This window comes from Lentzea sp. NPDC060358, assembly GCF_042725365.1.
In the GTDB taxonomy this organism is placed as follows: Bacteria; Actinomycetota; Actinomycetes; order Mycobacteriales; family Pseudonocardiaceae; genus Lentzea.
Genome location: NZ_JBHXCW010000027.1, coordinates 1 through 17,577, shown reverse-complemented (window position 1 = coordinate 17,577; position 17,577 = coordinate 1). Strand labels below are relative to the sequence as shown.

The 17,577-nt window shown below is 65.1% G+C and carries 18 protein-coding genes; 10 read left to right on the top strand and 8 right to left on the bottom strand.

What is annotated here, in order from left to right; genetic code table 11:
* Positions 1 to 4 precede the first annotated feature (4 nt).
* Positions 5 to 1,039: a PQQ-dependent sugar dehydrogenase gene (locus tag ACFWGZ_RS08650; RefSeq protein WP_382450862.1), complete on the bottom strand. Its 1,035-nt coding sequence runs from the start codon at positions 1,037 to 1,039 to the stop codon at positions 5 to 7.
* A 304-nt stretch (positions 1,040 to 1,343) separates the two neighbouring features.
* Between ACFWGZ_RS08650 and pqqA the strand changes: the two genes are divergently transcribed.
* The 6 genes from pqqA (at position 1,344) to ACFWGZ_RS08620 (ending at position 5,594) form a co-directional block, all read left to right on the top strand.
* Positions 1,344 to 1,463 (top strand): pyrroloquinoline quinone precursor peptide PqqA, encoded by a 120-nt coding sequence (pqqA, locus tag ACFWGZ_RS08645; RefSeq protein ID WP_382450861.1) that lies wholly within the window; start codon positions 1,344 to 1,346, stop codon positions 1,461 to 1,463.
* A gap of 79 nt (positions 1,464 to 1,542) precedes the next feature.
* On the top strand, positions 1,543 to 2,232 hold the full coding sequence (pqqC, locus tag ACFWGZ_RS08640; RefSeq protein WP_382450860.1) for a pyrroloquinoline-quinone synthase PqqC: 690 nt from the start codon (positions 1,543 to 1,545) through the stop codon (positions 2,230 to 2,232).
* Positions 2,229 to 2,495 (top strand): pyrroloquinoline quinone biosynthesis peptide chaperone PqqD, encoded by a 267-nt coding sequence (gene pqqD, locus ACFWGZ_RS08635; protein ID WP_382450859.1) that lies wholly within the window; start codon positions 2,229 to 2,231, stop codon positions 2,493 to 2,495. Before pqqC ends, pqqD begins: the two co-directional genes overlap by 4 nt.
* Positions 2,488 to 3,555: a pyrroloquinoline quinone biosynthesis protein PqqE gene (gene pqqE, locus ACFWGZ_RS08630; protein WP_382450858.1), complete on the top strand. Its 1,068-nt coding sequence runs from the start codon at positions 2,488 to 2,490 to the stop codon at positions 3,553 to 3,555. Before pqqD ends, pqqE begins: the two co-directional genes overlap by 8 nt.
* A complete protein-coding gene (pqqB, locus tag ACFWGZ_RS08625) occupies positions 3,552 to 4,427 on the top strand; it encodes a pyrroloquinoline quinone biosynthesis protein PqqB (RefSeq protein WP_382450857.1) in 876 nt (291 codons plus the stop codon). Before pqqE ends, pqqB begins: the two co-directional genes overlap by 4 nt.
* A gap of 18 nt (positions 4,428 to 4,445) precedes the next feature.
* On the top strand, positions 4,446 to 5,594 hold the full coding sequence (locus ACFWGZ_RS08620; RefSeq protein WP_382450856.1) for a PucR family transcriptional regulator: 1,149 nt from the start codon (positions 4,446 to 4,448) through the stop codon (positions 5,592 to 5,594).
* Here ACFWGZ_RS08620 and ACFWGZ_RS08615 read toward each other — a convergent pair.
* Positions 5,548 to 6,396, bottom strand: a complete 849-nt coding sequence (locus tag ACFWGZ_RS08615) for an SGNH/GDSL hydrolase family protein (protein ID WP_382450855.1) — start codon at positions 6,394 to 6,396, stop codon at positions 5,548 to 5,550. The two genes, ACFWGZ_RS08620 and ACFWGZ_RS08615, sit on opposite strands and share 47 nt — an antisense overlap.
* 117 nt (positions 6,397 to 6,513) lie before the next feature.
* On the opposite strand from ACFWGZ_RS08615, the gene ACFWGZ_RS08610 reads away from it, so the two are divergent.
* Both ACFWGZ_RS08610 and ACFWGZ_RS08605 read left to right on the top strand, forming a co-directional pair.
* Positions 6,514 to 7,254: an inositol monophosphatase family protein gene (locus tag ACFWGZ_RS08610; protein WP_382450854.1), complete on the top strand. Its 741-nt coding sequence runs from the start codon at positions 6,514 to 6,516 to the stop codon at positions 7,252 to 7,254.
* Positions 7,251 to 7,922: an SDR family NAD(P)-dependent oxidoreductase gene (locus ACFWGZ_RS08605; protein WP_382450853.1), complete on the top strand. Its 672-nt coding sequence runs from the start codon at positions 7,251 to 7,253 to the stop codon at positions 7,920 to 7,922. Before ACFWGZ_RS08610 ends, ACFWGZ_RS08605 begins: the two co-directional genes overlap by 4 nt.
* Here ACFWGZ_RS08605 and ACFWGZ_RS08600 read toward each other — a convergent pair whose 3' ends face one another.
* Positions 7,923 to 9,026: an MrcB family domain-containing protein gene (locus tag ACFWGZ_RS08600; protein ID WP_382450852.1), complete on the bottom strand. Its 1,104-nt coding sequence runs from the start codon at positions 9,024 to 9,026 to the stop codon at positions 7,923 to 7,925.
* Between the two features lie 656 nt (positions 9,027 to 9,682).
* On the opposite strand from ACFWGZ_RS08600, the gene ACFWGZ_RS08595 reads away from it, so the two are divergent.
* Complete coding sequence (locus ACFWGZ_RS08595; RefSeq protein WP_382450851.1) at positions 9,683 to 10,504, top strand: hypothetical protein; 822 nt, start codon at positions 9,683 to 9,685, stop codon at positions 10,502 to 10,504.
* 143 nt (positions 10,505 to 10,647) lie between these two features.
* Here ACFWGZ_RS08595 and ACFWGZ_RS08590 read toward each other — a convergent pair whose 3' ends face one another.
* Genes ACFWGZ_RS08590 through ACFWGZ_RS08580 form a run of 3 tightly spaced genes read right to left on the bottom strand, consistent with a single transcriptional unit; the run spans position 10,648 to position 14,515 of the window.
* Positions 10,648 to 11,655: a ComEC/Rec2 family competence protein gene (locus tag ACFWGZ_RS08590; protein ID WP_382450850.1), complete on the bottom strand. Its 1,008-nt coding sequence runs from the start codon at positions 11,653 to 11,655 to the stop codon at positions 10,648 to 10,650.
* Positions 11,652 to 12,374, bottom strand: coding sequence for a hypothetical protein (locus tag ACFWGZ_RS08585; protein ID WP_382450849.1), 723 nt, complete (start codon positions 12,372 to 12,374; stop codon positions 11,652 to 11,654). Before ACFWGZ_RS08585 ends, ACFWGZ_RS08590 begins: the two co-directional genes overlap by 4 nt.
* 47 nt (positions 12,375 to 12,421) lie before the next feature.
* Positions 12,422 to 14,515, bottom strand: a complete 2,094-nt coding sequence (locus ACFWGZ_RS08580) for an ATP-binding protein (protein ID WP_382450848.1) — start codon at positions 14,513 to 14,515, stop codon at positions 12,422 to 12,424.
* Positions 14,516 to 14,636: 121 nt separating this feature from the next.
* Between ACFWGZ_RS08580 and ACFWGZ_RS08575 the strand changes: the two genes are divergently transcribed.
* A complete protein-coding gene (locus tag ACFWGZ_RS08575) occupies positions 14,637 to 15,968 on the top strand; it encodes an N-6 DNA methylase (RefSeq protein ID WP_382450847.1) in 1,332 nt (443 codons plus the stop codon).
* A gap of 268 nt (positions 15,969 to 16,236) precedes the next feature.
* Here the strand turns inward: ACFWGZ_RS08575 and ACFWGZ_RS08570 are convergent, their stop codons facing one another.
* Positions 16,237 to 16,431, bottom strand: coding sequence for a DUF397 domain-containing protein (locus ACFWGZ_RS08570; RefSeq protein ID WP_382450846.1), 195 nt, complete (start codon positions 16,429 to 16,431; stop codon positions 16,237 to 16,239).
* Positions 16,418 to 17,296: a helix-turn-helix domain-containing protein gene (locus tag ACFWGZ_RS08565; RefSeq protein ID WP_382450845.1), complete on the bottom strand. Its 879-nt coding sequence runs from the start codon at positions 17,294 to 17,296 to the stop codon at positions 16,418 to 16,420. Before ACFWGZ_RS08565 ends, ACFWGZ_RS08570 begins: the two co-directional genes overlap by 14 nt.
* Positions 17,297 to 17,577 lie beyond the last annotated feature (281 nt).

Sequence of the window (17,577 nt, the reverse complement as noted above, 5' to 3'; positions counted from 1 at the left end):
CCGGTCAGCCGTCGGTCGAGATGATCCGGTCGTCGGTCGAGCCGGGCGAACCGTTGGCGTCCTGGTTCGACGTGCCCAGCCACAGCGTGCCGTCCGGCGCCGGGGCGACCGCGCGCACCCGGCCGTAGCTCGTGAACACGGCCTGCGGCGTGCCGAGCGCGGTGCCGCTGACCGGGATCTTCCACACGCGCCGGCCGGTCACCGCGCCGACGTAGAGCGCGTTCTTGTAGAGGGCGACGCCGGTCGGACCGGCCTGGCTGTTCTGCCACGTCACGACCGGGTTGGTCAGACCGGCGACGTTGCAGTTGCCCTCGCACGTCGGCCAGCCGTAGTTCTTGCCGGCCTCGATGCGGTTGAGCTCGTCGGTCCGGTTGTTGCCGAACTCCGTGGCGTACGCGGTGGTGCCGACCCACGTGATGCCCTGGACGTTGCGGTGGCCGATCGAGTAGACGACGCTGCCCGCGCGGGGGTTGCCGGCGGCGGGCTGACCCGCGGCGTCGAAGCGCAGCACCTTGCCGCCCAACGAGTTCCAGTTCTGCGAGTTGGCGGTGTTCTGGCCGTCACCCGTGGTGGCCCACAGGTAGCCGTCCGGACCCCACTCCAGGCCGCCGCCGTTGTGGTAGCGGTTCTTGGGGATGCCGGTCACGATCGGCTGCGGCGTCCCGCCGAGCTGGAGCTTGGCGACGCGGTTGTCGCTCGCCGTCGAGTAGTAGATGAAGACGGAGTTGTCCGAGGCGAACGTCTTCGACACGGCGAGGCCGAGCAGGCCTCCCTCGCCGCCGGTCGTCTGGGCCGCCTCCACCGTGTCCAGTTCGGTCACGGTCGTGCCGGTGATCTTCTTGATCTTGAGGGTGTCCCGCTCGGTGAAGATGCCGCTGCCGTCCGGCAGGAACTCGATGTCCCACGGGATGTCGAGCTTCGTGGCGAGTGTCCGCTCCGCCAGCGGCGCGGGGTCGTCCTGCGCCGAGGCCGGCACGGCGCACAGGCTGGCGGCCAGGGCAGTGCAGGCTGCCGCGGCTGCGATACGACGAGCACGCATGTGCTCTCCTTACGGTCCGCTCGTGAGGTTTCGGGCTTCGGCGGCGGAGTTGCAGGGCGTGGTTACCCAATCACACATCGCAGTAACCGGCAAAGGTCATCCGATGTATTTCGTCGAATGAAGACGATTGCCCGATGATCTACCCGCTGACCTGGGGTTCCACCCGATGACTACAGGTAACTTCCTGTACGGTCTGGACCTCGGCAGTCTGGACGTCCTACCGTGAGGTTCGCCGCCGCACCCCCCACGGAAAGCGCCTCGAGCCCTTCCCGGGCCCGCAGGCCGGACACCCGAGGAGTTGCGCATGAACCCTGTCGCCACCACCGAGCCGAAGCTTCCCGAGGTCAAGCGCGAGTGGGTCAAGCCCGACTTCCGCGACTTCGACACGCCGATGGAGGTCACCGCCTACGCGGCCCGCAGCTGACGCCGGATCCCGCGCCGGGGCCTCCCACCGGGGAGCCCCGGCCCCGTCCCGCCCGGTTTCCCTGCGACCGAGGAGTTCCATGACCGCCGTTGCCCACGGGGAGTTCGTCGGCGAGCTGCGCGCCCTCGCACCCCGGTACTGGGACAGCCACCCGTTCCACCTGCGCATGCACGAAGGCCGGCTGAGCAAGCACGAGCTCCAGGCGTGGGCCGCGAACCGCTGGTACTACCAGCGCTGCATCGCGCAGAAGGACGCCGCGATCCTGTCCAACTGCCCGCTGCCCGGCATCCGCCGCCAGTGGCGCGAGCGGATCGTCTGGCACGACGGCACGCGGCCGGGCGAGGGCGGCGCCGAGAACTGGATCCGGCTGGCCGAGGCAGTCGGCCTGACCAGGGACGAAGTGCTCGACGAACGGCACGTGCTGCCCGGCGTGCGGTTCGCCGTGGACGCCTACGTGAACTTCGCCCGCACGCAGCCGTGGGTCGTCGCGATCGCTTCCGGGCTCACCGAGATGTTCTCGGGTGCGTTGATGCGCAAGCGGCTCGCGGCGTTGCGGGAGCAGTACCCGTGGATCGCCGAGGAGGGGTTCGCCTACTTCACGAACCGGATCCGGGCCGTCGCCGGTGAAGGACAGGCCACTTTGGACATCGTGGTCGAGCATTCCGTGACCAGAGAACAACAACTGGCCGCCATCGCCGCCCTGTCGTTCAAGTGCGACGTGCTGCGGGCCGTGCTGGACGCCGTCGACTACCACGCGGGCAAGCCGTGAGGGCCGAGGCCGTGCCGCGCATCCGGCGCGGGGTGAGGTGCAGCTACGACCAGATCCGGTCGGCTCACGTCGTGCTGTTCCCCGAGGGCGTGCTGGTGCTGAACGAGACCGCCGCGTCCGTGGTGGCGTTGTGCGACGGCGTCCGTTCCGTCGGCGACATCGCGCTGGCCCTGGCCGGCGAGTACGACGGCGTCGAGGCGTCGGACGTCGCGTCGCTGGTCGACCGGCTCGTCGAGCGGAGGGTGGTGGACGTCGATGGCTGAGGCCCCGTTCGGCCTGCTGGCCGAGCTGACCCACCGGTGCCCGTTGCAGTGCGGCTACTGCTCGAACCCGGTCGAGCTGGTGCGCCGCGACGCCGAACTGCCGACCGAGGACTGGTTGCGCGTGTTCGACCAGGCCCGCTCGCTCGGCGTCCTGCAGATCCACCTCTCCGGCGGTGAACCGCTGCTGCGCCACGACCTGCCCGAGCTGGTCGCGCACGCCAACAGCCTCGGCTGCTACGTCAACCTGGTCACGTCCGGCGTCGGTCTCTCGCGCGAACGCCTGCGGGACCTCGCTTCCCGCGGCGTGGACCACGTGCAGCTCTCGCTGCAGGACGCGACCCGCGCCGGCAACGACCGGATCGCGGGCATCAGGGCGTTCGACCGCAAGGTGGTGGCCGCGGGGCTCGTCCGCGAGCTCGGCCTGCCGCTGACCGTGAACACCGTGCTGCACCGGCAGAACCTCGACAACGTCGCGGGCATCGTCGCGATGGCCGAGGAGATGGGCGCCGACCGCCTGGAGCTCGCCAACACCCAGTACTACGGGTGGGCGCTGCGCAACCGGTCCGCGTTGCTGCCGACCCGTGAGCAGCTCGCCCGCGCCGACCCGGTGGTGGCCGCCGCCCAGGAGCGGCTGCGCGGGCGGATGGAGATCGTCTACGTGATCGCCGACTACCACGAGGCGCACCCGAAGCCGTGCATGTACGGGTGGGGTGCGCGACAGCTGACGGTGGCGCCCGGCGGCGACGTCCTCCCCTGCCCCGCCGCCTCGGTGATCACCTCGCTGGAGGTCGAGAACGTGCGCGACTCGTCGTTGCACGACATCTGGCACTCCTCGCCGTCGTTCAACGCCTTCCGGGGCTTCGACTGGATGCGGGACCCGTGCCGGTCGTGCGCGCGCAAGGAGGTCGACTTCGGCGGGTGCCGCTGCCAGGCGTTCCAGCTGACCGGGGACGCCTCGGCCACCGACCCCGTCTGCTCGCTGTCGCCTGCACGCTCCACGGTGGACCTGATCCTGGAGTCCACGGCCGCTCCCGCGATCGAGATGAGGAAGATGCGGTGAAGGCGGTACTGCTCGGCACGACGGCCGGGGGCGGGTTCCCGCAGTGGAACTGCGCCTGCCCGTTGTGCGTGCGCGCCCGGTCCGGTGCGTTGCCGGCGCGGTCGCAGGACTGCCTGGCGATCACCGGTGACGGCTCCGGCTGGTGGCTCGTCAACGCCTCGCCCGACCTCCGCACGCAGATCGCCTCGTGCGCGTCGCTGAACCCAGGGCCCGGGCCGCGCGAGACCCCGTTGCGAGGCGTCCTGTTCACCGACGCCGAGCTCGACCACGCGCTGGGCCTGCTGACGTTGCGCGGCGGCGCGGGGCTGGCGGTGCGGGCGCCCGGCGCGGTGCTGCACGCGTTGCGGGACCAGTTCGACCTGCGCACGGTGGTCGACGGCTACGCGCCGCTGGAGTGGCTGCCGGTGGAGTCGCCGTTCGAGGTCGCCGGGCTGCGGGTGACGGCGTTCGGAGTCAGCGACAAGCGCCCGAAGTACGCCCGTTCGTCCACTGTGGAGGGACCGTGGGTGGTGGCGTACTCGTTCGAGGACCTCACCACCGGGGGCGTGCTGGTCTACGCGCCGTGCCTGGCTTCGTGGCCCGACGGGTTCGACGAGGTCGTGGAGCGGGCGGACTGCCTGCTGCTCGACGGCACGTTCCACGGCGCCTCCGAGATGGGGTCGGCGACCGGCAGCGCGTCCGGCCAGGCCGCCATGGGACACCTGCCCGTGGTGGAGAGCCTGCCACTGCTGCGGCGGTTCCCGTCCGTCCGGCGCCTCTACACGCACCTCAACAACACCAACCCGTTGCTCGACCCGGAGTCGCCGGAGTCGGCCGCGGTGCGCGCGGCGGGCGTCGAGGTGCCGCTCGACGGCACGGTGGTCGAGCTGTAGATCGGCCAGAATCACCGGATGTCCTACGTGATCGGTGGCCGCCCGGTCGCCGCCCGGCTGGTCGCGGAGCTGCCGTGGTTCGCCCGGCGGGTGATCGAGGCGCTGGTGGACCGCGTGCCCGGCTACGCCCAGCTGCCGGCGGAGGAGCTCGACGGCGACATCCACCGCGTCACCGAGCACACGCTGCGGGCCTTCGCCGCCGTGCTGGCGTCCGGTGAGCTGCCCTCCGAGGACGAGCTGCGCTTCCTGCGCGAGTCGGCGGCGAGGCGGGCCGAGGAGGGCGTGCCGATCGACGTGGTGCTGACGGCGTACCACGTGGGCATCCAGGTCGTGTGGGAGGCGCTGGTGCCCGAGGCGCGGCCCGAGGAGGTGGGCGACGTGCTCGCGTTGAACGCCTTGGCCCTGCGCTACCTGCAGCTCGTGACGCCCGTGGTGAGCGCGGGCTACCTCGACGAGCGGCAGACGATGGTCGACGACGAGCGCTCGTCCCGTGCCGCGCTGCTGGCGGGCCTGCTCTCCGGAACCGTTGCGGCGTCGGGACCTCACGTCGTGCTGGCCCTGCACGTGCCGCCGCACCCGGACGAGCTGCTGGACTCCGTCGACGCGTCCGTGGCCTCCCGGCGGAAGCTGCGGCGGCTGCGGGCGGAGCTCGAACGGCACAGCCGCGAGCCGGTGCTGTCGTCGCTGGGTCCCGACGGCGGCCTCGCGCTGCTGCCGGGCGACGACGTCCCGGTGGAGCGCGTCGTGGCCGACGTGACGCGGGCGGCCGGCGTGCCGCTGACGGTGGCGGCGGTCGCGGCCACCGCCACCGAGGTCGCGTCCGCCGCCGTGCTGGCCCGCGAGGTGCTCGCCGTGGCGCTGCGGTCCGGTCCCGGCCTGTACCGGCTCACCGACGTGCTGCTCGAGTACCAGCTGTCCCGGCCGAGCGCGGCGCTGGAGCCGCTGGCCGCGATCGTCGCGCCGTTGACGGGCGAACTGGTGCAGACGCTCGAGGTCTACCTCCGCCGCGGGTCGCGCCGCCCCGCCGCGTCGGAACTGCACGTGCACCCGAACACCGTCGACTACCGCCTGCGCCGGGTGGCCGAGCTGACCGGCCTGGACCCGACGCGGGTCGAGCACGTCACGCTGCTGACGGCTGCCCTGGCCGCGCGGCGCGCGCGACCGTAGCGCCGAACGCCGCCATGCCGGCCGCGTTGGGGTGCAACGGGGCCGCGACGGTCGTCGGCACCAGCCCCTCCAGGTACCGGTCGGCCGGCGCGGCGCAGGTGTCGTGCCCGGCGCTGACGGCCGCCAGGTCCACGTAGGTGGCTCCGCGCTCGGCCGCCTCGGCCCTGGCGGTGGCGCTGAGCAGGTCGACCGAGCCCTGCAGGTAGTCGGCGTCGCGCGCCCAGATCGGCTGGACCGGGTAGCAGCCGCCGGGCCGGATGTAGGTGCCGTACCCCGTGACCAGGACCTTCGCCTTCGGCGCCCGCCGCTTGACCTCGTCGAGCGCCGCACCGAACTCGGGCGCCCACCGGGCGATCTCGGCGGCGACCCGGTCGGTGCCGCCCGCCGTGAGCCGGTCGCGGCACGAGAGCCCGACGGGGTGCGGCAGCAGGTTGATGCAGCCCAGCGCGGTCTGCACGAGCCCGACGTCGTTCCCGCCGATGGTGATCGACACGAGGTCGGTGGTCGGCTTGAGCGCGTCGTACTGCGGCTTGACGAACCCGAACTGCCTCTGCGCGAAGTCGTCCGTGGTGGCACCGGAACACGTGACGTCCGTGAGCCGCGCGCCGAGGATCCTCGCCGCCACCCGCGGGTAGTTGCGATCGCTGCTCCGCAGGCACCACAACGCCGGGTCGACGTCCGGGATCAGCGGACCGGCCGCCGCCGAGTCGCCCAGAGCCACGTACTCGAGCGTGTCCGCCTGCGCGGCGGTTGTTCCGGCGACCAACGTCCCCGCGAGCACCAACCCGGCCAAGATCCGCATCCTGATCCTCCAACGTCGTTGTCAGGTCAGCTCATCGTGGTGGTTCTCGTCACCGGCGCGGGTAGGACGTTGCCCAGAGTCGTCCGGTCGTGGTTGTGACCGATCACAATGGCGTCCGTGACTCCCGGGGAACTTCTCGCGCTGGCCGCCCAGTCGTGCGCCGACGCCGCTTCGCTGTTGCACTCGGCCGAGGTCGACGTCGCGGCGAAGGGCGAGTTCGACCAGGTCAGCTCGGCCGACCTGGCGGTGGAGCGGTTCCTGCGCACGCGGCTGACCGCCGGCGCCCCCGGCTCCGCGGTGGTCGGCGAGGAGCTGGGGGCGTCGACCGCGCGGGTGACCTGGTACGTCGACCCGATCGACGGCACGCGGAACTTCGTGCGCGGCCTCCCGCTGTCGTGCATCTCGGTGGCCGCGGCCGTCGACGGCGACCTGGTGGCGGGCTGCGTGCTCGACCCGTTCCGCTCGGAGCTGTTCACGGCGGCGGCGGGCGTGCCCTTCTCGGTGCGTTCGACGGGCCTGACGATCACCCCCGGCGTCTCCCCGCGCCCGCTGGTGCTGACCGACATCCCGTTGCCCGGCAGTCCTCACGTGGGCGAGATGGCGTTGCTGGACTGGCTGTTGCAGGAAGCCGACGTCCGACGCATCTATTCGACGGCCCTGGCCCTCGCGTGGGTGGCGGCGGGCCGAGCCGACGCGGCCGCGAACCTGGGCGTGCACCCGTGGGACGTGGCGGCGGGCGCGGTGCTGGTGCGCGAGTCCGGCGGCGCGTTCCACCAGGTAGGCGCGGACGGCTTCGCGGCAGGCCGGGGTGAGATCGTCGACCGGCTCCGTTCGCGACTGGAAGGCATCGTCTCGTGATCGATCTCAGTGGCAAGGTCGTCCTGGTGACCGGCGCCGGCGGCGTGGTGGGAGCGGGCATCGCGGCCAGGTTTGCCGCCGCCGGCGCCCACGTCGTCCACCACCGGGGCGTCGAGGACGGCGACCTCCGCACGCAAGCCTCCGAAGTGGTGGCCCGAGCCGGCGCACTGGACGCCGTGGTCAACTGCGCGGGCGTACAACCCGTGGAACCGTTGCCGGGCATGACGATCGAGCAGTGGCAGTCCGTTGTGGACACGAACCTGACCGCCCCGTTCGCCGTGACGCAGGCAGCCGCCGAAGTCCTCCCCGCAGGCGGCTCGGTCACGCACATCGCCTCGATCGAAGGCCGCTTCCCAGCCCCCGGCCACGCCCACTACGCCACCTCGAAGGCCGCCCTGATCATGCACGCCCGCGCCGCCGCGCTGGAGTACGGGCCGCGCGGCATCCGCGTGAACACCGTCTCGCCCGGGCTGATCGCGCGGCCCGGGATCGCGGAGGAGTGGCCTTCGGGCGTGGCCCGGTGGGAGGCCGCGGCGCCGCTGGGGCGGTTGGGGACTCCTTCCGACGTGGGTGATGCTTGTGTTTTCCTGGCTTCGGACATGGCTCGGTGGATCACCGGGCACGACCTGGTGGTGGACGGCGGGGTGACGGCCCGGCCGACCTGGTGATCACTTCCCGACGAGGTACCGGTAGGACACGGGTGTCAGGTTGGGTTCCTCGACCTTCCACGGGTGGATGACCTTGAGTTCGCCGCCCGATGCTGCGGGAGGCGTGACGGACCGGTCGAGCACGATGCTGCTGACGACCATCAGCATGGTGTTCGGGTACTCGCGCAGGTGCAGGTCGACCTCGTTCTTGGTCAGGATGATCTCGGAGTCGTCCGACCAGGTCGTCGTGGTGCCCTTGACCTCGACGAACAGGTGCTCTTCAGCGCGCCGAGCATCGAGGTCGTAAGACTCCTTGGCACCGACATCCTTGACCCGGTACCCCTGTTCCCTGAGATGCGCCGTCGCCACCGCCACGGCGCGATGTTCGATCGCGACGCGTTCCGCCACGCTGAGCCGGAGCCCTCGCCCTCGCCGCGCCTTTCCCGCCGAGCGCTCGGCCTCGACCTCCGCATCCGCGATCTCAGGAGCCACCTCTCCCGGAACATCGACGGCGTGCGCCTCGATCTCGTACAGCTCGCTGAGCGCTGAGACGAGAAACGTCAGATCAGCGGCAAGCACTTCATCTGAAGGCAGCCCCTCCAACGGGTACTCGAACGCCACGACGTTCCCGTTTTCGTATCCGGGTCCGAGAGAAGACCTGCGCGCCTTGAGCTCGATCGCTTCGACAAGATCGGGGCGCGCCTGCAGCCGAGTCGCCAACACGTCTCGCGCCCAGTCCGCTCGCCGCCGGAGTTCCGCTGCGGGGCGGGCGGGAAAACCCGTGTTCTCCCAGCGCGTCGTGCCCTGGTTCAACGACAGGTAGACACGATCTCCCTGTGCTCCGAACAGGTAGACGACGTACCAGCCTTTGGTCGCGTTGGGCGAGCGTCCCGCCGAACACACCCGCGCCCACGGAATCTCGGACTTGGCACCGGTGGCGTCCTTCGCCTCCACCTTCCAGTCGTCGATCGCGACCGACGCCGCTCGTCCCACACCAGGCAACCGTTCCTGCAACCAGCTCGCCACGTGCTTCCGGACGAGACGCCCGCGCTGCTCCATCGCGGGCGTGTTCTTGGAGGTCCACTCGGGCTGCAACAGCAGCACGTCACGCAGCAGCTCACGCATGGGACCACTCCAGGCCATCGACACGATCAGTAATCACAAGATCGCACTTCGCCCGATCGAGCGTTACCTGATCGGTGATGGTTGAACACGGAATGCTCCACCAGCGCAGCAACACCGCTTTGGCTGTGATCACGAACACAGATGCCGACGGCGCCTCGATACGGCTGTTGGCGAGGTGCGGAACGCTCGCGACAACGCGGAAAGACCCGGTGTCACGAGGAGTTACAAGATCATCGCCTGACCGGGACTTGCCTGGTCACAGGGCGGATCTATGTGATGAACGGTGGTACCCCCGACACGGTACGTACTAGTCCCTCCCCTACGCGCACCTGCCGCGAACTGCAGATATCTGCCAGCGTTCCGATCACATATAGCCGTCGACGCCGTAGCGGTGACGCCCGCTGACGCGCCAAGACTGGTCACTCTGACTCCTGTGCACCCGTACCGGACCGACTGGGCGCGGTGCGGCCCACGCGGCGCGTCGCCCTGGCCGGAGTTCGCGCCTCATGCGGTGATGCGACGACCGCAGCGATCCGGCCGCTGATCGTGGATGTGCGGCTCACCCCAGCAAGGGTCGAGCCGCAGAAGACCGGTATCAGCTCCTCTTCGGCGCGTCTCCGTGGTAACCCGCCTAGCGGCAGGAAGACAATTGCGGCATGGCGAGGACCCACGAAGGCCTGCTGACGAGGTTGCAGAACGACCTGGCTGACCAGAGCGTGTCAACGGCGCATCTGCTACAGACCTGCATCCTTCTCGGCGGGCAGAGCAAGTCACAGAAGCTTCGAGACTGGGCACGTCAAGAACTGCATGGTTACAAGAACGACGATGAGATCCCGGTCTACCGCCACGTCGCCGGAACCATCTGTGTTGACGGCATCGCCGGCAACAACCTCTGGACGGGCAACGTCATCACGCCGGGGCAGCTACCCAAAGCACTACGTGATCGAGGCCAGAACGAGTGGATCAAGCTGACACAAGGCGTTGCCGAACTTGAGGATGCAACGCGCACCGACAAAACCTCAATCCAGCTATCGCCGTATAACCCGGCGGCCATAGCCGCGCTGATGAATGAGGAGAATCCACGTCCCTACCAGCGCTACACCGCGCTCTATTGGAGCGTGAGCCGGTCAGCGTTGGTCAACGTCGTGAGCAACATCCGTACGGCATTGGCCGACATCGTTGCCGAGCTGGCCGATGCACTGCCCGAGGACGAGGACGTGCCGACGAAGGAGATGGTCGACAAGGCCACCACACGCTTTACCGTGACTGGTGACAGCAACACCATCACGATCGTCTCTGGGCAATCTGCTAGTCAAGGGGCTGTCGTGAACGTGACCGGAGCCGCAACGACATCTGACAAGTCCAGTGGCGGGATCCTCCAGTGGATCCGCGACCGAAAGATGATTGTAGGAGCCGCAACCATCGTCGTTGCTGTCGCCGGCGTGGCGACATGGCTGGAATGGAATCCATTCAAGTAGGCCATTCTTCCGAACAACTTGAGCCAAGACGTCGACTGAGATCTGCGATAATTCGTCGATGTCGGATAGCCTATTGCACGTCTCGCCAACACCTCGTGCGCGAATACTGCCCGCACGCCGCCAAGGATGACACCGGCGAACGACTAGCCGTTGGCCAAGCATTGAGGAGAACTGACTTTTGCCGAAATAAAAGGAAGATGAGCAGCACGAGTTGGCCGATACAAGAGTCCGCCGTCCTGCCACTCAGCAACAACGGTGCCCGCACAGCACGACCTACCGTTTTTTCCTGATGAAGGCCAGCTCGCAAGCAGATGCTCCTGCTCATCAGAAAGATCCGACCCGGGGTGACAACGGGTACTCAACTGCGTACATGCGATGTGTGCACCAGGAACAGCCTCTCGAACACCCGTAATGATATCGGGCAGCGGATTCTTGAACCGAGTGCGACCAAGAGAGAACACGACCAGCTCTGGAGCAACCTTCTCACACAGAGCACGAGCAAAATTACGCTCGTCCCGCGTGTTGGCACCGCCCCCATGATGCGGAAAAACGAGGATAGGCGCGCTGATGTCAACATCGCGATTAATGATCGATTCAAACCCCTTGCTATCAATATCGCCAGGTAGCAATGCCGCCGGAAGTCCGTCAAGATGCACCCTCAGAACCGCAGACATCCGATTGCTACTTATCGAACCAAGCCGATGCCGCCCTCGCGTCGGCCCAATCCCAGCATGAAACACATCTGGATGGATGATCTCGATCCTGACTCTATCAAAGTCGAGGTCACCGTTAGCGCCGACGTTCAGGTTGCTCTTGAATAAAATTTCTCCGCGATTGAACTTATCCCGTGCCACCGTAAGTAGATCTATATACGTCTCAGAGTCTTGGATAGCGTTAGGGTTCGCCCACAAAGTTCCGACTTTGACTTCATCATTGCTGATCAGCCTGGCAGCGCCACCGATGTGATCGTCGTCCGCATGAGACAAGAGAAGGTGGACAACCGAGTCGCAACCGTTCTCCACTAGCGCCGCAGCGACACGCGGCGTACGAGGAATATCCACGACCACGCTGCGGGCACCGTCCCGTATGACAGCACAGTTACCATGGCCCACATCCAGAATCGCCACTTCTAATGGCAGCTGATCCGTCATACCGTCGGCAGCCAATCTTCAGGGATATCTGGCGCTGGCTCAAACTCCCGAAAGAAGAGTTCACCGGCAGTTTCAGCGTAAATATTGACCTCAGCCATGAAACGGCGTCTCTTGAGACGACGTGGAGGAATACCCTTGACCAAGTCTCCGATGAGTGACACCGGAATAGACACTGTTTGCTGTGGTCGCCATGCCGTCACCACAACCTCAGCGATCAACCCGTCAGGCCCATCACGCGTGTCTTCGACCCGCACTACGGTGCGATATGCCTTTCTCTGCGGCAAATAGATTCCACGGCGCTCATCATCCGCAATGGCGAGCGCTTGGGTAATCAAATCCGGACTATTGCCTTCGGAGCCGCGATTCAACATCTGCGGAATACCCGACCGCCACTGCCTGATCGTAGTATTCTCGTCACTATTCGCGTAGCTGGTAATCAGGATGGCGGGAATTCTGACCACGTTTGCGCGGGCCACAACCTCGGCGCCGGAGTACGAGATAGGCCCAGCGTGCCCTAGACGGTGGTCGCTAATCGCGGCAGCTGCCTTTTCTACAATCTCCTTAACCATCTCTTCAACGCCGCGAGGATTCGGCTTGATGAGGATGGGGTCAAAGCCGGCTTCGTCCACCAGCCAACGCAGAGCGTTCGCCGCCTTCGCGTTATCGTCCAGAACCGCCACCTGGTCGCCAATCCGCAATGGCCTATCCAAGACCGGCAAAACGACCACCTCGGTTCGCTTCTCGCAATGCGACGCTATAGCTAATTCTAGTCAATTGTCCGAGGCAGCTCAATAATGAACTCCGCGCCACCGAGCTCACCCCGAGCCTTAACGTGGACCTCACCCTGTATGTCCCTTGCAATATCCTTGACGATCGTAAGACCCAATCCAGTGCCGTCTTCCCGAGTGGTCCTCCCGGGAAGCCAGATCTCGTCCAGTGCCATCCGCGATGTATCGATGCCGGGACCATTGTCGAGTACGGATAGCACAACGGACTCATCGAGAGTTTCCGTGCGCACGACGATCATCCGTGAATCCGTGCCATTCTCATGCGGATGCGTAAAGGCGTAGACGGCATTGGCGAGCAGGTTCGCGAGTATCGCCTCAATAGAGGCCACAGTGGTTCGGACCGCTGGACCATCCCCAGCCAATTGAAGCTCAGTACGAATATTAGCGAGTTCCAAATGCGGGGTAAACATGCTCGTCAGGTCTTCGATCACCGCATTGACTGCAACGACCTGCGCACGACGCTTCCTTCGATGCAAGAGGCGCAGCGGAATATCCGCATAGGTTCGAAGCGACTCTGCTGCATCGTCAATTGTTCCGACCTGCTCCGCAAGCTCACTTTCGTAAACCTCGGCTAGGAGCTTCCTAGCCCGACGAGCAAGTGCGCGAGAGGCAACCTGAATCAGATCAACAGGGTTCTTTGTCTCATGGGCGAATACAGCCGCAGTCGTACCGACGGTTGCCAGAGTCCGGTAAAGAAGCAAGTCATTCTCGACTGTTTGAACCTTTTCGTCGTAGGCTTGACGAAGTCGATCCGTAGCTTCGCGCACAACCCGTTGCTGCGGTGCCGGCAGCGCGCGAATCGTGTCCTCAACTTTTGCCCACGCAGATTTCGTCTCCGACTCCGCCTGATCTTTCGCTTCCCGTCGACGCTTTTCACGAATCTGCAAGCGTTGCGATGCAGCCCAGTCCAAGACGTTTTGCCCGAATTTGGCTAGTTCAAGAAATGCCGAGTTTTCCAGGAATCCCATGCGGTCAGTCTTGGGTTTGAGCTGCTGCTCGTCATCATCTAGAGCAATCCGACCAACCGACGTGTTAGTGCCTGGTCGCACTTCAGGGCTTCGAACCCTTCGCAGGTTCATCTCAAGCCAGTCGTGCCCTTCATCTCCGTATGGGTGCACTCGGAGAGATCGGTGGTATAGATGCACACCGCCGACTGCTTTGAGCCAAGCTCTCACTTCGCCGACCTTGCGGCGCGAGTTTCGGACCACGAAAGATTCAGCACTGAGGTTGAACGTCCAGAGCTCGAACTCGGCCGCAGGAGCAAAGTACCGCATCGTCGATTCGCCGCGTGTAGCCGGACTAGCCGAACTAACGTCGAAATGATCCCCGACAGCTAGTTCAGCGCCGCGCCAGTCATGGAGAGACGCACTCGCCTGACCGTTCTCATCCAAGAAAGCGCGAATGACATACTCGGCTTCATCAAAATACTTGAGCTGAACCAGCGTTTCCAGTTTCTGAAACTCTGGCGCTTCAAGCCGCACGGAAAACACGTCAGGAGCAGCGAACGGACCCGTAAGCAATACAAGTGCCCGCGCGAGTCGCTCTACGTCACGCTCCTCGAAAGTTGAGACTAAGTTTGTTACCTCAATGCGCGTGCCCTGGCCACACTCGGTCTTCGATGTCTCAATATTTAGTTGGACCTCTTCGACAGCATCAACCGCATCGAAGGCATCCCAATCAATCTTAAGAACGTGCTCAACTCCGGGAGTCTCCCGCGGGCGCGTCGTCAGCGTGACCTGGCGGCCGAGACGAAGTGCAGCTAGTCGACCGAGGCCCTTTTCGCCAACTTTTCGCCGAAGAGTTCGACTGTGCGTGGCCTCAGCCTTCGGTGACTTACCGAGGAGCAGCCAGCCGCTGATGATGTCGTCGAGGGACATACCATCGCCGTCATCGGTGACGACTACAGTCCCACCAGGCTGATCAACATCCAGCAGCTCAACAACACATGTCGTGGCGTCTGCGTCGTACGCGTTCCGGACGAGCTCGATGACTCCGAGATCCGGATGAGGTACGAGCTCTTCGCCGAGGCGTCGCAGGATGTCGGGGGCGAACCGTAGGGTTGCTTCGCGCATGGCCCCCTCCTGCCTCGTTCTGCGCACCGCGCTCGGTGCGTCACCATGTGACAGCGCGTTGACCGACAGTACTGTTACATAGCCGGTTCGTGCTGGGCTTCGACAACCTCGGGAGCAGTCTGTGGCAGTCGCCTCTGGCAGTTCAGCATTCGCTGAGCACCGCGTTTGGCTCGATGAACTGCTTCGAGGCATCCTCCAAGGCCACCCGATTGGAGCAGAGCTGATCGATCTCGGCCTCGACGGGCACTCAGCCGCCGAGGCCCGGCGGCTATTGCCTCTCGATTTTCGCCGCAGCGTTGGAGCGTTTTTTACGCCTAGCACGCTTCGAGCAGAGGTTAGCGCAATCTTGCGTGATATCCCAGGAAGAAGATACCTGGACCCGACTTGCGGAGCAGGTGACCTTCTCCTAGCTGCTGCCGATCATCTCCCCATCAAAAGGACACTTCGCGAAACGATTGCTAATTGGAACTCGCACCTGGCCGGCTGGGATCTTCACAAGGAGTTCATCCAAACCACCCAGCGAAGAATCGTCCTACACGCCGCCAAGCGCCACCTTCTCGCTACAGGTTCGGCACGATGGAAGAATTCGGACTACGACGGTTTTTTGACGCAGATCCAGGTCGGTAATGCTAGCGAGAACCTGCACGACACAGGCGGTAAGCACGATGTCGTGCTCCTAAACCCGCCGTATGTAAGAGTTCCAGTACAAAGGCCAGACATCTCGTGGGCCGGTGGCAGCACATCAAGCGCAGCCATTTTCCTTCTTGACGCGGTCGACTATCTCGATAATGGCGCCCACATCGTCGCAATCCTGCCTGACTCCTTGAGGAGCGGCACCAACTTCTCAAAGTGGCGCGCAGCTGTTGAGGCGAAGTCAGATGTCAAGCTAGTGAGAAATAGCGGGCAGTTCGACCAGCATACCGACATCGATGTTTTTCTGCTGGTCCTGCAAGTGCGCTCACATGGCCCGAGCAACAAGGATGTAGAGTGGTGGCCCAAAGTCGATCACAGCGTTACCGTCTCAGATAGGTTCGATGTGCGAGTCGGCACGGTTGTAGACAATCGCGACCCGCTCGAAGGCAAAAACTACCCTTTCCTAGTTGCCCGTGACCTTCCAACGTCGGGAACCAGCACTGCCCCTAAACGTCGTCGACGATTCAGTGGCAGAGTATTTACTCCTCCTTTTGTTGTCATTCGTCGAACTTCCCGTCCAGCAGGCAAAAACACTGTCGCTCGATCTAACGGCGTTTTGATCACCGGTAAGTCTGCCATCGCGATCGACAATCATCTAATTGTTGCCACGCCGCGATCCGGCACAGTTGAAGAATGCAAACAGCTCCTGAGGGTGCTCGACTCTCCCAGCACTACATCGTCGTTGGACGACAGAATTCGTTGCCGACATCTAACGGTAGGCACCGTTCGAGAGCTCCCCTGGATCGAGGATCAGACATAAACGCGCACCTGCGCAAACCGTCCCACTGCGAGGGACGTGGCAGATGCTGCTTGGCAAGCGGGAACGCGTAATCACGACGTCACGCCGACGGGCTGACCTGTGTCCTCTCGGCAGGTGAGCTTCACACGGCAGCGCGTTGCCTTACCTCTTGCTTAAAGATCGCTTCCGAGCCTTCGGCTCTGCGCACTGCAGCTGACGACCGAGGTACCGGTTTGATGATCGAGCACCCAGCCCGTCGTAGTTCATGCACGGAGAGGCGTGCACGGGCTCAATGCCTGAAGCCGCCAGACTTGCTGTGGGCAACGAACCCGGTCCAAGCGCTCGGGCCTACGACGAACGACCCGCCGCCGGGGTCCTTGCTGTCCCGCAACTCGATCTCGGTCTGGCGGACGGCGAACTCAATGCAGTTGTTGTCCGGAGCGGTGTAGCTGGACTTGCGCCACGTCTTCTCAGGGTTCGTCATCTCGCTGGAGTCTCTCCTTGAAGAGTTCAGCCTGGTCGCGGATGACCTTGAGCGACTCTTCGGGCGTGAAGGCCAGCTCGTCCGCGATCTCGTTGAACGAGTTGCTGAACTTGTCTACGTCCACGTCATTCTCCACCCATCGGCCGCCTCCCCTGGTCTCCAGGTAGACGACGTCCGGGAAGTCCTCATCGTCGAAGCTCAAGATGGTCACGCCGTCGATGGCGTAGGCGCCGGCCTCCTCGCCGATCACCTGGATCGTCACGTTCGGGAGAGCCGCGGACGCCTGCAGGTGGAGCAGCTGCGCGTACATGGCGCCAGGGCCGCCGACTGCGCGGCGGAGAGCTGCGATGTCGATCAGGAAGTGCGCTTGCAGCGGAGCGTCGCCCTGTAGCCGCATCTGGCGGCTTTGCCGAGCGGCGACGGTGCGGTTGGCGGGGACCTTCGGGTTGACGAAGAGGTGCGCCGCTTCGCGGAGGGCGAGCGTGTACTCCGGGACCTGCAGCATGCCTGGGATCCAGACCGCTTCCACCTGCTTCAACTTTGAGGCGTCGGCTTCGGCGCGGGCGTATGAGCGGGCAGCCTGGTTGTACGCGGCTGGGTGTTGGACGCGCGTGCTGTCCTGCTTCGCGTCTTCCCAGTACTCGGTTGCCTTGCGCCGGCGGTCTTCGTCCGCCTCTACGAGGTCGAGGTACAGGCCGAGGTCTGCCCAGCCGAGGAGGTTCGTGCCGTTGAGGCACTTCGACAGGTGCGCCTCGGTCTTGCGGAGTTCGCTCGCCAGGTAGCTGAGGTCCTTGCCTGCGTCCTTGCGCAGCTGATCGAGCAGGCGGCCCAGCTTGGACTTCCTGTACGTCTTGTCGCTCGGCACCCGGTTGCCTCCTCGCGCTGCGGAACTCGTGATCACCCTAGTCACGCGCAGGTCAGGGCAGGTTCACACGTTCTGGTTATCGCATTAGGGGTTAATTAACCCCTAATGTAGTCCCTGTCGGCGGTACCCTTGGCCCCTTGTGGGAACTGGTCCGGACGGGCGTGTCCAGGCTGGTAGCGCGCCACGCCCAAGGGTTCCGTCGGCCCCAATTCGGTCCGACGGAGGGTTCTGGCGATGGAGCGTGTTGAGGATGTTGTTCCCGTCGTCGTGAACCTGACGCG

Coding starts and splice junctions, on each gene's coding strand:
- ACFWGZ_RS08650 (WP_382450862.1), bottom strand. CDS start 1,039: ATGCGTGCTCGTCGTATCGCAGCCGCGGCAGCCTGCACTGCCCTGGCC.
- pqqA (WP_382450861.1), top strand. CDS start 1,344: ATGAACCCTGTCGCCACCACCGAGCCGAAGCTTCCCGAGGTCAAGCGC.
- ACFWGZ_RS08590 (WP_382450850.1), bottom strand. CDS start 11,655: ATGACGGATCAGCTGCCATTAGAAGTGGCGATTCTGGATGTGGGCCAT.
- ACFWGZ_RS08570 (WP_382450846.1), bottom strand. CDS start 16,431: ATGACGAACCCTGAGAAGACGTGGCGCAAGTCCAGCTACACCGCTCCG.
- pqqE (WP_382450858.1), top strand. CDS start 2,488: ATGGCTGAGGCCCCGTTCGGCCTGCTGGCCGAGCTGACCCACCGGTGC.
- ACFWGZ_RS08580 (WP_382450848.1), bottom strand. CDS start 14,515: ATGCGCGAAGCAACCCTACGGTTCGCCCCCGACATCCTGCGACGCCTC.
- ACFWGZ_RS08615 (WP_382450855.1), bottom strand. CDS start 6,396: ATGCGGATCTTGGCCGGGTTGGTGCTCGCGGGGACGTTGGTCGCCGGA.
- pqqC (WP_382450860.1), top strand. CDS start 1,543: ATGACCGCCGTTGCCCACGGGGAGTTCGTCGGCGAGCTGCGCGCCCTC.
- ACFWGZ_RS08600 (WP_382450852.1), bottom strand. CDS start 9,026: ATGCGTGAGCTGCTGCGTGACGTGCTGCTGTTGCAGCCCGAGTGGACC.
- ACFWGZ_RS08620 (WP_382450856.1), top strand. CDS start 4,446: ATGTCCTACGTGATCGGTGGCCGCCCGGTCGCCGCCCGGCTGGTCGCG.
- ACFWGZ_RS08595 (WP_382450851.1), top strand. CDS start 9,683: ATGGCGAGGACCCACGAAGGCCTGCTGACGAGGTTGCAGAACGACCTG.